7 protein-coding genes and 2 pseudogenes are annotated in these 15,672 nt (G+C 75.3%); all 9 read left to right on the top strand.

Annotated elements, in window-relative coordinates:
• A pseudogene (locus F2B26_RS09370) lies at positions 1 to 276 on the top strand (uroporphyrinogen decarboxylase/cobalamine-independent methonine synthase family protein); the annotation flags it as partial.
• Between the two features lie 20 nt (positions 277 to 296).
• The gene (gene ligA, locus F2B26_RS09365; RefSeq protein ID WP_159808671.1) at positions 297 to 2,750 is read left to right on the top strand and encodes an NAD-dependent DNA ligase LigA; all 2,454 of its coding nucleotides are present in this window, start codon (positions 297 to 299) and stop codon (positions 2,748 to 2,750) included.
• On the top strand, positions 2,747 to 3,991 hold the full coding sequence (locus tag F2B26_RS09360) for a GNAT family N-acetyltransferase (RefSeq protein WP_159808669.1): 1,245 nt from the start codon (positions 2,747 to 2,749) through the stop codon (positions 3,989 to 3,991). Before ligA ends, F2B26_RS09360 begins: the two co-directional genes overlap by 4 nt.
• A 1-nt stretch (position 3,992) precedes the next feature.
• Positions 3,993 to 5,333 (top strand): S8 family serine peptidase, encoded by a 1,341-nt coding sequence (locus tag F2B26_RS09355; RefSeq protein ID WP_159808667.1) that lies wholly within the window; start codon positions 3,993 to 3,995, stop codon positions 5,331 to 5,333.
• 140 nt (positions 5,334 to 5,473) lie between these two features.
• Positions 5,474 to 6,610, top strand: a complete 1,137-nt coding sequence (locus F2B26_RS09350) for a serine/threonine-protein kinase (RefSeq protein ID WP_159808665.1) — start codon at positions 5,474 to 5,476, stop codon at positions 6,608 to 6,610.
• Positions 6,607 to 12,597 (top strand): Ig-like domain-containing protein, encoded by a 5,991-nt coding sequence (locus F2B26_RS09345; protein WP_159808663.1) that lies wholly within the window; start codon positions 6,607 to 6,609, stop codon positions 12,595 to 12,597. Before F2B26_RS09350 ends, F2B26_RS09345 begins: the two co-directional genes overlap by 4 nt.
• Before the next feature lie 33 nt (positions 12,598 to 12,630).
• On the top strand, positions 12,631 to 13,596 hold the full coding sequence (locus F2B26_RS09340) for an AAA family ATPase (protein WP_159808661.1): 966 nt from the start codon (positions 12,631 to 12,633) through the stop codon (positions 13,594 to 13,596).
• A gap of 1 nt (position 13,597) precedes the next feature.
• Positions 13,598 to 14,977: a DUF58 domain-containing protein gene (locus F2B26_RS09335; protein ID WP_159808659.1), complete on the top strand. Its 1,380-nt coding sequence runs from the start codon at positions 13,598 to 13,600 to the stop codon at positions 14,975 to 14,977.
• Positions 14,974 to 15,672 (top strand): annotated as a pseudogene (locus F2B26_RS09330) (hypothetical protein); the annotation flags it as partial. The gene F2B26_RS09335 and the pseudogene F2B26_RS09330, both read left to right, overlap by 4 nt.

Raw genomic sequence — 15,672 nt, 5'->3', positions numbered from 1 at the left:
GACGGGGTCGGGCTGGTGCCGGCCGGGGCGGCCGGCTGGGAGCAGGCCGCCGGGCTGGTCGAACGCGGGCTGCGGCTGTGGCTGGGGACCACCGGCGCAGCGGCCGACGCACCGGCGGTGGCCGTGCCGTGGGGGCGGGTCGGGCTGCCTGCGGCCGGGCTCGACGACGTCGTGCTGCTGGTGCCGGACACCGAGACGGGGCCGGACGCGGCCCGCGGTGCGCTGCGTGGCGCCGTCGCGGCCGCCCGGGTGCTGGCCGAACGGGCGGCCGGCTGAGCGGGTCGCGTGTCGGTGGGATGGGCGACGATAGGGCGGTGAGCGAGACCTCCGACGCACCCGTGCAGGCCCGCCGCCGTTGGGCGGAGCTGGCCGAGCTCATCGAGGCCGACCAGTTCGCGTACTACGTCAAGGACGCACCGTCGTCCTCGGACGCGCAGTACGACGAGCGGATGCGCGAGCTCGTGGCGCTCGAGGACGCGCACCCGTCGCTGCGCACACCGGACTCACCCACCCAGCGCGTCGGCGGCACGTTCTCCACCGAGTTCACCTCGGTCGACCACCTCGAACGGATGCTCTCGCTGGACAACGTGTTCTCCCTCGAGGAGCTGGACGCGTGGGGTGAGCGGGTGCACCGCGACCTGGACAGCGACGAACCGCTGCACTGGTTGTGCGAGCTCAAGATCGACGGCCTGGCCATCGCGCTGGTCTACCGGCACGGCCGCCTCGTGCGGGCCGTCACCCGTGGGGACGGGCGGACGGGCGAGGACGTCACGCTCAACGTGCGGACCATCGCCACCATCCCGCAGCGGCTGGCCGGCGACCCGAGCACGCACCCGGAGACGATCGAGGTGCGCGGCGAGGTGTTCCTGCCGGTGCGGGCGTTCGCCGAGCTCAACGAGGCGCAGGTGGCGGCCGGGAAGGCGCCGTTCGCCAACCCGCGCAACGCCGCGGCCGGCTCGCTGCGGCAGAAGGACCCGCGGGTCACCGCGTCGCGGCCGTTGGCGATGTACGCGCACGGGTTCGGCGCGCTGGTCTGGGGGGACACCGCCGCGCCCGAGGTCGAGCGCCAGTCGACGGTCTACGAGCTGCTCGCCGGGTGGGGGGTGCCGGTCTCGCCGTACACCCGCGTCGCCACCGGGATGGGCGAGGTCCGGGAGATGGTCGCGCACTACGGCGAGCACCGGCACGACGTCGAGCACGAGATCGACGGCATCGTCGTCAAGGTCGACGAGCTCGCGCTGCAGGGGCGGCTGGGGGCCACCAGCCGGGCGCCGCGCTGGGCGATCGCGTACAAGTACCCGCCGGAGGAGGTCAACACCCGGCTGCTCGACATCAAGGTCGGCATCGGCCGGACCGGGCGGGCGACGCCGTACGCCGTCATGGAGCCGGTGTTCGTGTCCGGCTCCACGGTGCGTCAGGCCACGTTGCACAACCAGGAGGTGGTCGTCGCCAAGGGGGTCCTCATCGGCGACATGGTGGTGCTGCGCAAGGCCGGTGACGTCATCCCCGAGGTGGTCGGCCCGGCCCCGGCGGCCCCCGACGACGACGTGCCGCGCCGGGCCTTCGTCATGCCCGTGCTGTGCCCGGAGTGCGGCAGCGCGCTGCGGCCGATGCGCGAGGGCGACATCGACCTGCGCTGCCCGAACGCGCGCAGCTGCCCCGCCCAGGTGCGCGGGCGGGTGGAGCACATCGGCTCGCGCGGCGGCCTGGACATCGAGGCGCTCGGCGAGGTGACCGCCGCGGCGCTCACCCAGCCCGAGGTGCCGAGCACGCCGCCGCTGGTCAACGAGGCGGGGCTGTTCGACCTGGTCGGCTACGCCGCCGACGCGTCCGAGGAGGTCCGCGAGCAGGTCCGCGCGGCGAGCCTGGCCCTGCTCGCCCAGGTCGAGGTGGTCGTGCGCGACGCCGAGACCGGGCTGCCGCGCGAGGACGCCGACGGCCAGGTGCGGCGGCGCTCGCCGTTCCGCCGCTCGCTCACCCACTCGAGGGCGGCCCAGGCCCAGGCGGCGGCCGACGGCACGGTGCTGCCGGCGTGGGAGCCGTCCGCGCAGGCCCGCACCCTCCTGGACCAGCTCGACGCCGCCAAGACCAAGGAGCTGTGGCGGGTGCTCGTCTCGTTGTCCATCCGCAACGTCGGGCCGACCGCGGCCCGGGCGCTGGCCACCGAGCTGGGCACGATGGACGCCCTGTGGGAGCTGGCGACCGGGGGTGCGCCGCTCGGCGAGGTCGGGCGGCCCGCGCTGCACGCACCTGTCGCGTCGACGCCGGAGGCGGTGCAGGCGGCGCTGTCCCGGCTGTCGCAGGTCGAGGGGATCGGACCGGTGATCGCCGAGTCCATCGTCGACTGGTTCACCGGACCCGAGGGCGACTGGCACCGGGAGGTGGTCGAGTCCTGGCGGGCGTCCGGGGTCGTCATGCGCGACGAGCGGGACGCCTCGGTGGAGCGCACCCTGGAGGGCCTCACCGTCGTGGTCACCGGCTCGCTCGAGCGGTTCACCCGCGACCAGGCGAAGGAGGCGATCATCGTGCGCGGCGGCAAGGCGGCGGGGTCCGTCTCGAAGGCGACGAGCTTCGTCGTCGTGGGGCCGAACGCCGGGTCGAAGGAGACCAAGGCCCGCGAGCTCGGCCTGCGCATCCTCGACGAGACCGGGTTCGAGGCGCTGCTCGCCGGTGGCCCCGACGCCGTCGCGGAGCCATCCTTCGACGCTGCGGGTGAGCAGCCGGCCGGCGAACAGGCGGACCGGCCGTGACGTACGCCCAGCCGCAGGGCGCCGTCGTGCGGGTTGCCCGTCCGCAGGACGTCGACGCCGCCGGTGCGCTCACCGCCGAGGCCTACCTCGCCGACCGGGTGCTCGCCGACGACGGCTACGAGACCGAGCTGCGCGACGCCCGCCGCAGGGCCGAGCAGGCGGTGCTCCTGGTCGCGGTGGCCCCGGCCGGCGAGCGCGAGGCCGTCGTCGGCACCGTCACGCTGGCCCCCTACGGCTCGTCCTACGCCGAGATCGCCCGGCCCGGGGAGTGGGAGCTGCGGATGCTCGCGGTGGCGCCCGAGGCCCGGCGGCAGGGGCTGGCGTACCAGCTCGTCCTGACCAGCCTGCGCGAGGCCGTGGCCGCCGGCGCCCGCCGGGTGGTGCTGTCCACGCTCGACTCGATGCACGCCGCGCACCGGCTGTACGAACGGCTGGGCTTCGTGCCCGCCACCGACCGGGACTGGAGCCACGAGGACGTACGGCTCGCGGTGCACACGTGGACCCCGCCCGAACCGCCCGGCGCCCTCGTCGAAGCGGCGACCTGGCGCCCGGTGCGCGTCGTGGAGACCGACGGCTGGCAGGTCGGGCTGTCCGGCGGGCTCACCCGTCGGGCCAACAGCGCGCTCGCGCTCGTCGACCCGGTCGACCTGGACGCGGCGGTCGGACGCGTCGAGATGATCTACGCCGGTGACGGGCTGCCGTCCACCTTCCGGGTGGAGTCCGGGCGGTCGAGGCTGCGCGCGACCCTGCTCGGCCGCGGCTACCAGGAGGTCTCGGTGACCGATGTGCTGGTGCGGCCCGTCGACGGCCCGGCGGAGGCGCCGCCGCCGTCCGCGACCGCCCCGGCCGAGGTCGTCGTGCACGACCAGCCGTCCCAGGGGTGGCTCACCGCCTGGTGCGCTGCCAAGGGGAGCGACGTCGAGCAGGCACGGGTGCTGCTGGCCGGCTCGGCGGCGCAGTACCTCACGGCGGTGCGGGACGGGCGGGCGGTCGGTGTCGCCCGGGTCGCCTACGCCGAGGAGTGGGCCGGGCTCTCCAGCCTCGCGGTGGTCCCGGACGCCCGGCGGGGCGGCGTTGCGCGCACGCTCACCGCCACGGCCCACGAGCTCGCCGGCCGGGCCGGTGCACGGGACATGTTCCTGCAGGTCGAGGTGCCGAACCAGGTCGCCTGGCAGCTCTACGCGCGGGAAGGGTTCCGGCCGGCGGCCCGGTACTCCTACCTCACCCGGACGGGCTCCTGAGATGTCCGGCGTCCGCCACTGGTGGGGGCTGCGCCCTCGTGGCACGGCCGTCGCGGCGCTGCTCGCGGTCGGGCTCATGGCCGGTGTCGGCCCTGCGTCGGCCGGTGCCGCGTCCGTCCCCGTCGTGCACACCGACCCCGCCGACGGGACCTGGTGGTACGACGCCCTCGACGGTTCCCAGCTCGCCGCGCTCGGGGCCACCGGCGCGGGGGTCGAGGTCGCTGTCGTGGACGCCGGCATCAGCCCCACGATCCCGCTGCTGGCCGATGCCCGGCTGACCGTCTACGCCCCCGCCACCTGCCTCGACGAGGTCGGGGTCCCGACCTCGGTCGCGGTCGGCAGCGAGCTGTCCGACGCCACGTCCCACGGCACGAACATCGTCGGGATGATCGCGGGCTCAGGCGCGGGCGTCTCCGGCGTCGCACCGGACGCCGACGTGAGCTTCTACGCCACCGCCGCGGACGACTGGACCCCGTGCGTGCGGGACGCCGACGGGGGCGACGTGGGCTTCGCGCAGGCCGTCGTGCACGCGGTGGACGACGGGGCGCGGATCCTGTCGCTGTCGATCGGCACGCTCGACACGCCCACGAGGGCGGCGCTCGCCTGGGCGTTGCACCAGGGCGTCGTCGTGGTGGCCGCGATCGGCAACTTCGACGGTGACGACGACACCCTGCCCATGGTCAACGGGCTCGTCGCGGTCCAGGCCGAGGACGCCGACCAGCAACCGGAGGGCACCGGGACGTCGTCGGGTCCGGTGCGCCACGACCACGTCACCGTGACCGCACCCGGGATCGACCTGCGGATGCAGGGCAACCTGCTCACCGGGTCGTGGGCCGGCTCGAGCCTGGGGACCGGGACCTCGTTCGCGGCGCCGCTCGTGGCGGGTCTGCTGGCCGACCTGGCGCAGCGGTACCCCCGCGCCACCGGCAACCAGCTGGTCCAGGACCTCGTCGCCACGGCGTTCGCCCCCGACGGCGCCGACCCCGCGGTCGTCGGGTACGGCCAGGTCGACCCCGTCCGGATGCTGCAGCTCGACCCGACCACCCTGCCCGACGTCAACCCGCTGCTCGCCGACCAGCCGCACGCCGACGGCGACCTCACGCCGCAGGACGTCGCGGCGGCGACCCGTCCCGACCTGCCCGACGTCGGGTGGACCTCGGTCGAGGCCGCGACGGCATCGGACCCGGCCCCGGCCTCGGTCGTCGGCGCGCAGCGGTCGGGCCCGACACAGGTCCATGCCGCAGCCGTGGGTCTCGCCGTGGGTGCGGTGGCGCTCGGCGCCGTCGGGCTCCGCCGGCGTCGCAGGCGGAAGCCGGCTGCCTCGGGTGACCCACATGGGTGAGAGTTCGGTCTCGAAGGTGAAACCCGGCTGTCCTGGGCTCGGTCGTCGTCGCTAGTCGGTAGCGTTCGGGCTCGGTCGGTCCTGGTCGGTCGTGCACAGGGGGTGCGCGGGGCGGGGCCGTGCAAGGGGACGGCACAGGCATGGGGCGACGGGTCGGGGGGCTTCCCCCTGTGCTGCCCGGGTACAGCTACATCCGCCCGCTCGGCTCCGGTGGCTTCGCCGACGTCTTCTGCTACGAGCAGGACATGCCGCGCCGCGTCGTCGCGGTCAAGGTGCTCGCGGCCGAGCTCACGGACGGTCCTGCGCGCCGGGCGTTCAACGCCGAGGCGGACGTGCTCGCCAGGCTCAGCGCCCACCCCGCGGTCGTCACGATCCACGACGCCTCCGTGTCGGCGGACGGGCGCCCCTACCTGGTGATGGAGTACTGCCCCGACACCCTGGGGGCCAAGGCGAAGCGTGCGCCGCTGGCGGTCCCGGAGGTGCTCGACGCCGGGGTGCGGATGGCCGGCGCGCTGGAGATGGCGCACCGGTCCGGGGTGCTGCACCGCGACATCAAGCCGTCGAACATCCTGGTGACGACCCTGGGGATCCCGGTCCTGGCCGACTTCGGCATCGCGGCCGCGGTCACCGGACCCGGCGCGCAGGAAGCCGTCGCGATGTCCGTGCCCTGGAGCTCGCCGGAGGTGCTCCAGGAGCAGGTGGCCGGTTCGGTCGCGAGCGAGGTGTGGTCCCTGGCCGCGACGCTGTCCACGTTGCTCGCCGGGCGGTCGCCGTTCGAGTCGACGCAGCGGCACCAGAACTCCCGTGAGCAGATGACTGCGCGGATCCTGCGGCAGCGCCCGACCCCACCGGACCGCGCCGACGTGCCGGCCGAGGTCCTCTCGATCCTGGACCGCGCCATGTCGCGCGACCCGGCGCGGCGTCAGCCCACCATGCTCGCCCTCGGCGAGGAGCTGCGCTGGGCGCAGTACCACCTGGGTCTGGTGCCGACCACGCTCGACGTCCCCTCGACGGAGTGGGCCCGCGGGGCCGCACCCGTGGACCTGGCCGATGAGAGCCGTCGCGGCCCGGTGGCCAGCACCGTGCTCGACGGTGGTCGTCGTGCGGCCCGGCGGGCCCGCGCCGAGCGCCAGGCCGCGGTCGACCGGGACGGGCTGGTCATCGCAGGCCCCGCCCGGCCCACACCCTGGCGGGCGGTGCTGCTCGGTGCGCTGGCCGGGGTCGCGGTGCTGGGCGTGGGCGTCGCCGTGCTCGCGGCGCTCGGGGTGCTCGGGTGAGTGCCGCCCTCGCGCGTCCCGGCAGGGCCGGCCGGATCCGGGCGGTCGCGGTGGTCACCGCGGTGGCCGCCGTGCTCACCGGGGCCGTGCTCGCCGAGGGGTACGACGCCCAGCGCACCCGCCCGGTCGAGTCCTCGGTGTGGCTGGTGCGCGACGGCGGACAGTACGCGCGCGTCGACACCGACCTCGCCCAGATCGACACGGTGCGCCAGGTCGACGACCCGTCCACCGTCGTGCAGGACGGGGCGACCACCTCGATCCTCACCCAGGGCATGCGCACGGTGTGGTCGGTGGACCCGGCGTCGCCGGTGGACCTGCGCCCGGCGCAGGACCAGACCACGGGGTCGGCCGCCACGCCGGACGGGACGACGAGCACGGTGGCGTCGGGTCCGTGGTTGCTCTACCTCACCGACGCCGGCGCGGTGTTCGTCCAGCAGATCGCGCGGGCCGGCACCGGGACGCCGACCCGGCTGGACCCCGACCCGGGTGCCGACCCGGAGGCGACCACCGGGTACGCGGCGACCGTGGCCACCGTGGACAGCAGCGGTCGGGTGGCCCTCTACTCCGACGCCGAGCACGCCGTGCGGGTGCTCGACGCGTCCACCGGGCGGCTGGTCTCGGGCCCGGTCGCCGTCCCCGACCCGCCGTCGACGACCACCGACCTCGCGCTCACCCTCGTCGCGGGGACGTGGGCGCTGCTCGACTCGTCGTCCCACCGGCTGTGGCTGGCCGGGCACGACGCACCCGTGAGCCTCGACGTGTCCGACGACGTCGTGCCGGCGATGCCGTCGTCGACCGGCGGGTCGCTCTACCTGGCCGACGGCGCCGGCCTCGTCGAGGTCGAGCTGCGCAGCGGGCGGGCCACCCGGACCGCGCAGGCCTCCGGCACGCCGGCCCGGCCGGTCGTCCTCGACGGCGGGGTGGTGGTGGCGGCCTGGCTGACCACGACCGACGGGACGCTGTGGACCTCGGACCGCAACGGCACCCGTCCGCTCGTCGTGGACCGCGCGGCGCTCGCGCAGGTCGAGCAGGTGAACCCGGTGATCGCCAGCAACGGCGACCGGGCGGTGCTCGAGGAGCGCGCCTCGGGGCTGGCCTGGACCGTGCCGGACGGCACCGCGATCCCGGTGTCGCAGTGGTCGCCGATCCAGCAGGACACGACCTCGGCGGGGACCACCCACGTCGACGACGTCACCGAGGAGATGCCGCCGGTCGCGGTGGCCGACTCCTTCGGGGTGCGCGCCGGTGCGGACGTGCGGCTTCCGGTGCTGCTCAACGACCACGACCCCAACGTCGCCGACGTCCTCACCATCGACCCTGGCTCGCTGGCCGGCGGCCTGTCCGACCCGGCGTTCGGGCAGGTGCGGCTCGCCCAGGACGACCAGCTGCTCGTCGTGCACGTGGCGGCGACCTCGGGGACGGCCACCTTCAGCTACGCCGTGAGCGACGGGATGCAGACCTCGCCGCCCGTGACGGTCACCCTGCGGGTGGTCGACGGCGCGACGAACAGCGCCCCCGTCTGGTGCGGGGTCGACGACTGCGTGCAGACGTGGCCGTCACCCGACATCGCACCCGGCGGCACGGTCCGGGTGCGGGTGCTCGACGACTGGGTCGACCCGGAGGGGGATCCGTTCGTCCTCACCGGCGCCACGCTCGCCGACCCCACGGCACCGCTCCAGGTGGTCGCGGCCTCGGACGGCACCCTCACGCTGCACCACACCGACCCCAACGGGGCGGCCGGCTCGATCCCGGTGACCGTCACCGTGACCGACTCGGTGGGGGCGTCCACCTCGCGCACGCTCGACGTGGCGGTGACCGCCGCCCCGGCGCTCGAGCTCGAACCCGTCGCGCTCGTCGTCGGCCCGCGCACCCCCGGGACCGTGACAGTCGCCGACCACATCTCCTCGGGGTCCGGCTCCTACCGCCTGGTGGACGCGGTGGCGGTCGGCTCGACCGCCTCGCAGCTCGACGTCGTGCCGAACGCCTCGGCCGGCACCGTCGTGGTGACCGCGCACGCCGCCGGGGAGTTCCAGGTCACCTACACCGTGCACGACCAGGTCACCGGTGCCGAGCAGTCGGCCCTGCTGCGGGTGAGCTGCCCGGAGGGTGCGGCCGGGCTGTCGATGTCCCCGATGACCGCCTTCGTCCGGGACCACGAGGACACCACGGTCGACGTGCTCTCCGCCGTGCAGAGCACGACGGACCACGTGCTGCTGGTCTCCTCGGCCACGAGCAGCGACCCCGCGCTGGGGCTGGACGTGGTCGACGGCGCCCAGCTGCGGCTGCGCGGCAGCACCGCCGACGGCCGCCCGGGCCTGGTCGGCACCGTGACGGTGACGGTGACCGACGGGGCCCAGCTGACGGCCACCGGGTCGCTCACGGTGTTCCTGGTGCCCAGCACCTACGGCGAGCCGCCGATCGCGCTGCCCGACGCGGTCACCGTGCGTGCCGGGGGCCAGGTCGACGTGCCGGTGACCAGCAACGACATCGCGCCCGGGGGCGCCCGGCTGGTGGTGACCGACGCCGTCGCGGCCTCGGGTGCCGACGGTGAGCTCGCCTTCGCCTCGGGCCAGCAGGTGCGCTACGTCGCCCCGACCGCGCCCGGCGTCTACCTGGTGCGGTACACCGTGTCGCTGGTCGCGGACGCGACCGCCTTCGCGACCTCGACGCTCACCGTGACGGTGGTGGCCGCGGGCAGCAACCGGCCCCCGGGGCCGCCGGTGCTCACCGCCCGCGTCGCGCCCGGCCACACGGTGCGCATCCCGTTCGACGGCTCCGGTGCCGACCCGGACGGCGACCCCGTCACCCTCGTGGGGGTCGGCCAGCCGCCGGCCGGCGCGGGGTCGGCCACCATCTCCGAGAAGGGCGACGCGCTCGTCGTCGACGCCGCTCCCACGCTGGCCGCCGGGCAGCAGCTGTCCCTGCAGTACACCGTGCGCGACCCGGCCGGCGCGCAGGGCACCGGCGAGGTGCGGATCGGGGTGCTCGCCTCGGGTGACAGCGGGACGGCGCCGGTCGCCTACACCGACCGGGTCCGGGTCCGGCAGGGAGCGAACGCGCCTCTCACGATGCTTCCGCTGCTCAACGACACCGACCCCGCCGGGGGGACCCTCACCCTCACGGCGTTGCGCCCGGACGCCCCGCAGCAGCCGGACGACCCGGAACGGGCCCGGCTGGCCGGTCTGGTCGACCCCGCGACCTCGCTGCCCGACGGTCTCGTCGCGCTGCGGGCCGGCGACGTGCTCGGTGTGCACTCCTACGTCTACACGGTGCGCTCGTCGGTCACCGGCAGCACCGCCGAAGGCCTCATCGTCATCGAGGTGACGGCTGCCGCGGGGGTCGAGCGGCCCGTCGTGGCCGACACCGTGGTGACGGCACGCCAACGGGCCGAGCTGTCCACCACCGGCATCGACGTGGTCACCGGCAAGGTGTCGTGGCCGACCGGCGACCTGTCCGCGCTGACCCTCGCGGTCTGGGGGTCGGCGGCGCAGCGGTACGCCGTGCACGGCACCCGGCTCACCGGCGCGCTGCCGGCGGCCGGGGAGGTGGTGCCGTTCTCCCTTACGGGGGCCGACCACGACGGCCAGCCGGTGACGGTCTACGGGTTCCTGCGCATCCCCGCCTTCGACGACATGCGGGTGGGCACCGTCGACGACCTCGCGCCGGTGCCGGTGGACGAGGGCTCGTCGGTCGACGTCGACGTGCGTGACGTCGTGGCGCTCGCCGCGGGCGACACGATCGAGCTGGACCAGGCGGCGCAGCTGCCCGTGCAGCGCCCCGCGGCCCGGTGCGCCCTGGTGCACGGCACGGTGGTGCGGTACACAGCCGGCAACGGGGCGCCGTGGTCCGACACCTGCACGGTGCCGGTGCGGATCATCGGGCAGCAGACCTACACCGCCGTCGTCGTGCCGCTGGCCGTCGCCCCGCAGGCGCCGCAGGCCGTGCTGTCCTCGCTGAGCCGGACCGTCGCCCCGGGGGCCTCCGAGACCGTCGACCTCACCTCGATGACCGCCTGGGAGGGCGGCCGGGTCGGCGACACCTCGCAGCTCGTCTACACCTCGAGCCTGCGCGGCACCGCGTTCACCCTCGACCAGCAGGGGCGGTCGGTCACCGTGACGGCGCTCGCCGGGGCGGTCCCCGGCACCCGGGCGACGGTGGACGTGCAGGTCGCGGCCTTCGGCGGGTTGCACGCGAGCATCGACCTCGTCGTGGGTGCCGCCGCGCCCGACGCACCGCGGGGCGCGACGCTCGGCGCCGACTGCGACGTCAGCCGGGGCAGCTCGTGCACCGTGCGCGTGGTGGGCGTGGCGGGGGAGTACGACCCGTTCGCCGGTCGGGCCGGCGCCGGACTGACCCTCGGCCAGGTGGGGACCGGCGGCACCGTCGAGTGCACAGCGGCCACCGTGCGGGCCGCCGGGACGGACTCGGTGACCGTCACCTGGCCGGCCACCGACCGGCCGGCCGGCGGCACCTGCACGGTCCCGTTCACCGTGCTCGACGCCCAGGGCAGGGTCGGCGGCGGACGCCTCGACCTCGACGTGCTGGGCTACCCGCCGGCGCCCGCCAGCCTCACCACCGCGTCCTACACCGGCAGCAGCGTGCAGCTCGACGTGGCCCTGGGTGCCGCCGTCGGCGCCCACCCGGGTCTCACGGGGGCGGCGGTGTACGAGGGCGGGCGGCGGGTCTCGGACTCGTGCGCGCCCGCCGGTGCCGCGACCTACCGCTGCACCGTGTCCGGCCTGGTCAACGGCGAGCAGCACACCTACACCGCACGGGTCGCGAACAAGGTCGGGGAGTCCGCCGACACGTCGGCGCTGACGACCTGGGCCTACCAGGCGCCCTCGATCGACGCCGTGACCGCCGAGCCGTTGTACGACGCGGCCCGCACCACGGCCACCACCGGCCGGGTCACCGTGCAGGTCACCGCGGGCAGCGACGTGCGAGCCTTCACGGTCGACGGCCAGCCGCAGGCCTTCGACCGGACCGGGGCCACCACCACCGTGACGATCGACATGCCGGTCGGGCAGCAGGTGGTCAAGGTCACCCCCGCCAGCCGGTTCCTGCCGCCGCTCGGTGCGCAGGACGCCAACGGCACCTCGGGCGTCACGACCGTGCTGGTCGCCGGGTCACCGGTGGTGAGCGGCGGGACGGTGAGCGCCAGCGGGACGACGTTGACGGTCGCCGGTGCGGCGGTGGACGCGAACGGCAGCGAGCGCCCGACGAGCCTGCAGTACGCCGTGAGCACCGACGGCGGCGCCAGGTGCGTGGCCGACCTCGCCGGGCAGGCCCATGTCGTGGGCGGGCGTGACCTGCTGGTGCAGACCTCGCCGACGTTCACCGGTCTGGCCAACGACACGGAGTACTCGGTGCTGGTCTGCGGCTCCAACGGGTTCGGCGCGGCCGGCGCCGTCCCGACCGGCAGCCCGGCGTACTCCTTCGGCGGCTTCGACCCGCCGTCGGGCACGCCGACCTACTCGGTGCGCGCCACGCCCCAGGTCGCCCAGCGCACGTACTCCTACACGCAGGTCGTGCCGCCCGCGCTGCACGCCGCCCGTGGGCTCACGCTGCGGTACTCGTTCGACGAGGGGACGACCTGGCAGTCGGACTTCGCCCTGGAGCCGGGCACCGTCTCCTCCTCGATCCAGGCCCGGCAGTGCAGCACGGTGCACCCCGAGGCGTGCTCCGACCCGATCCCGGTGACCGCCGCCAACGGGTCGGCGGCCGCCACCGTGGTCGTCACGCTGCCCGGGACCTGCTCGGCCGTGACGGCCGCCGACCTCGGGATGAGCTCACCGGCCGCGCGGCAGGCGGCCGACGTCACGGTGACCTCGAGGGACCTCGCGGGGCGGCGGGTGACCACGTGGTCGCTCACCTGGCGTGACGGCACGGCGTTCAGCGGGCTGGCCGCCCTCACCGCGGACAACACCTCCCTGTTCTGCCCGGTCCCGGCCCCCGACCCGACCCCCGCACCGACGACGACCCCGTGACCGACCCGTGGTCCACCTGACAGGAAGCAGCACATGACCCTCACCCGCGAGCAGACCGCCTGGTTTGCCGAGACCTTCACGGCCCTGGCCGACAACGTCGAGCTGGCGGTCCTCGGCAAGCGGCACGTCGTCGAGCTCGTCCTCGCGGCTGCGATCAGCGGCGGACACGTGCTGCTCGAGGACTACCCGGGCACCGGCAAGACGGCGCTCGCGCGCACCATCGCCCAGACGTTCCGTGGCACGTCCTCGCGCATCCAGTTCACCCCGGACCTGCTGCCCGGCGACGTCACCGGCATCACCGTCTACGACCAGAAACGCGGGGAGTTCGAGTTCCACGCCGGTCCGGTGTTCGCCCACGTGGTCCTGGCCGACGAGATCAACCGGGCGAGCCCCAAGACGCAGTCCGCGCTGCTGGAGGTCATGGAGGAGGGCAACGTCACGGTCGACGGGGTGACGCGGTCCGTCGGCCGTCCGTTCCTCGTGATGGCGACCCAGAACCCGGTCGAGCAGGCCGGCACCTACCGGCTGCCCGAGGCCCAGCTCGACCGGTTCATGGTGAAGACCTCGATCGGCTACCCCGACGACGCCTCCACGCTGCGGATCCTGCAGGGGGTGGCTCGCCCGCGCGGACCCGTGCCGGCGATCGTCGAGACCAGCACGTTGGAGACGATGGGCGAGCTGTCCCGCGAGGTGTTCGTCAACCCGCTGCTGCTCGACTACCTCGTGCGTCTGGTCAACGCGACGCGCACGGCCACCGAGGTGCGCCTCGGGGTGAGTGTGCGCGGTGCCATGTCGCTGTCCCGGCTGGCGATGACCTGGGCCGCCGCGCACGGGCGCTCCTACGTGACCCCGGACGACGTGCGCGACCTCGTGGACCCCGCGTTCGCGCACCGCATGGTGCTCGAGCCGGAGGCGGAGTTCGACGGCGTGACCGCCGGTGCGGTGCTCGCGCAGATCCTGCTCGACGTGCCGGTCCCGGTGGAGAACGGCGCCGCCTGAGATGGTGCACGACCGCGCCGGCGACACCGGCAGCCCCGAACGGACTGGGACCTGGGGGGCGACCCGGACCGGGACGGCGACGGTCACCCGGGTGGTCCGCGAGGAGCGCGGTCTGCGGGGCTCCGTCGCGTTCGGCGTGCGGCGTGGCGCTCAGGTGGTCGCAGCCGCGGCGGGCCGCCTCTGGTCGACGCTGCGCGAGACGTTGACCGCGGCCGGCTGGCTGGTGGCGGGGTTCCTCGCGCTCGGTCTGGTGCTGGCGCTGGTCGGCGGCTGGGCGTTGGGCTGGGTGCTGGCGGTCGCGACGGCGGTGCTGCTCGTGCTGTGCGTGCCGTTCCTGCTCGGCGGGCACGACTTCGCCGTCCGGCTGCAGCTCGACCGCGACCGCGTGGTGGCCGGGCACGAGGTGGGCGCCCAGGTCCGGGTCGTCAACCGGGGACGGCGGGCGGCGCTGCCGGCGACCATCGACGTGCCGGTCGGCGACGGGCTCGTCGAGGCGCACATCCCGCTCATGGGCCCCGGCGGTGAGCACGTCGAGCGGCTCACCATCGCGGCGCACCGGCGCGGCGTGATCGACGTCGGGCCGATGACGCTCACCCGGTCCGACCCGATCGGGGTGCTGCGCCGGCAGGCGAGCTGGCCGGACACCCAGACGATCTTCGTGCACCCGGTGACGACCGGGCTTCCGGCCACGAGCTCCGGGCAGGTGCACGACCTGGAGGGGCTGCCGTCGTCGGACGTGGTGGCCTCGGACCTGTCGTTCCACGCCATCCGGGAGTACGTGCACGGCGACTCGTTGCGGCACGTGCACTGGCGCTCGACGGCCAAGACCGGCCGGCTCATGGTGCGCGAGTACCAGGAGTCGCGCCGGTCCAGGCTCGCGGTGCTGCTCACGCTGGCGCTCGACGACTTCCTCGACGACGACGAGGTCGAGCTGGCCGTCTCGGTGGCGGCCTCGCTGGCCGCACAGGGGGTGCGCGACGGGCGCGACATGTTCGTCGCGGCCTCGCAGGCGCAGCAGACGGTGTCCCGTGCGGCGACCGTGTCCATCGTCACCCTGCCGACGGTCGGCGCCAGGGCGCTGCTGGACGCGACCTGCGAGCTGGTCGCGACCGAGCGGTCGACCCGGGTCGAGGACGTGGCGACGCTGGCCGCCCAGTCGTGCCCGCAGATGGCGGTGGCGTTCCTCGTGGTCGGCTCGGGGCTGGACGTCACGCGGCTCACCGCGGCGGCGCTGGCGCTCCCGCTGGGCACCCAGGTGGTCGCCATCCGGTGCGAGATCGACGGGGAGCCGCGGATGCGCACGTCCCGTGAGCTCACGGTGCTCAGCGTCGGTGCGCTGGGTGACCTCGGACGCCTGCTGGCCCGTGGGGTCGTGCGATGAGCCGGCCGGTGCTCGCACGGGCCACCACGGCCCTGGCGGTGGCGTACGTGCTGGTGGCGTGCTCGCTCGTGGGGGTGCTCGCCTGGCCGGTGTACCGCACCCCGCGGCTTGCCGTCGTGGTCGGTGCCGGTGCCGTGCTCGGCGTCGGGCTGGCCCTGCTGGCCCGACGGCTGCGGTGGACTTCGACCCTCACGGCGCTGGCGGCGCTCGCGGGGTACCTCCTGGTGGCGGTCCCGGTGGCGGTACCCTCCCGGTCGGGGTCGGCCGGCGGGGTGCTGCGCGGCACGCTCGAGGCGGCGGCCGGGGTGGTGGTCGGCTGGCGCCAGCTGCTCACGTTGCGGCTTCCCGTCCAGGACTACCAGGCCGTGCTGGCCCCGCTCCTGGCGGCGGTGCTCGTTGCTGCCCTGGTCGCGACCACGCTCGCGGTGCGGGACGACCGCTGGGCGCCGGTCGCCGCACCCGTGCTGCTCGCGCTCGCGACCCTCGTGGTGGCGCTGGGCCCGGTCGAACCAGGACCGGCGGTGCGCTGGGGCCCGTTCCAGGTGCCCGACGCGCGCACCACGGTGCCGGGTCTGGCGCTCGTCGCGGTGTCCCTCGGCTGGGTGGTGGCCCGCGACCGGGTACGCCGCGCGCGGGCGCTCGCGGCGGCGACGGCCTCGACCTCCGGCGGGCGTCGGCCACGTCGTACGGTGCGG

The sequence above is a fragment of the Cellulomonas citrea genome (genome assembly GCF_009829685.1).
In the GTDB taxonomy this organism is placed as follows: Bacteria; Actinomycetota; Actinomycetes; order Actinomycetales; family Cellulomonadaceae; genus Cellulomonas; species Cellulomonas citrea.
This window is presented reverse-complemented; position numbering and strand designations above follow the sequence as displayed.

What these genes read in the sequence shown, in the direction of transcription:
- ligA (WP_159808671.1), top strand. Translation starts at nt 297, where the DNA reads ATGGGCGACGATAGGGCGGTGAGCGAGACCTCCGACGCACCCGTGCAG.
- F2B26_RS09355 (WP_159808667.1), top strand. Translation starts at nt 3,993, where the DNA reads ATGTCCGGCGTCCGCCACTGGTGGGGGCTGCGCCCTCGTGGCACGGCC.
- F2B26_RS09350 (WP_159808665.1), top strand. Translation starts at nt 5,474, where the DNA reads ATGGGGCGACGGGTCGGGGGGCTTCCCCCTGTGCTGCCCGGGTACAGC.
- F2B26_RS09340 (WP_159808661.1), top strand. Translation starts at nt 12,631, where the DNA reads ATGACCCTCACCCGCGAGCAGACCGCCTGGTTTGCCGAGACCTTCACG.
- F2B26_RS09335 (WP_159808659.1), top strand. Translation starts at nt 13,598, where the DNA reads ATGGTGCACGACCGCGCCGGCGACACCGGCAGCCCCGAACGGACTGGG.